The following is a 223-nucleotide window of genomic DNA, read 5'->3' on the forward strand; positions in this document are numbered from 1 at the left end:
ACCGTGCCCGTTTCGGCGGCAAGCCACGTGCCGGGATGGAGCGTGTTGCCGTCTCCGATGCTCAGCGCGCCGGATGCGGAGCAATGAAGGGTCACGCCGGGATAAAACACGGTCCCGGCGCCGATGCGTGCATATCGGGCGACAAGCGTGGAGAAGGGGTCGAGAATGACATTGCCCCGTTCCGCGAGGGCGAGCACCGCCGCGATCTCGAGAAGGCCGAGGC

The 223-nt window shown here is 66.8% G+C and carries 1 pseudogene; it reads right to left on the minus strand.

What is annotated here, in order from left to right:
- Positions 1 to 223 (minus strand): annotated as a pseudogene (locus E4K09_RS29160) (AraC family transcriptional regulator); the annotation flags it as partial.

Origin of the sequence: Microvirga pakistanensis, from assembly GCF_004458765.1 — a bacterium.
GTDB classification, from domain to species: domain Bacteria; phylum Pseudomonadota; class Alphaproteobacteria; order Rhizobiales; family Beijerinckiaceae; genus Microvirga; species Microvirga pakistanensis.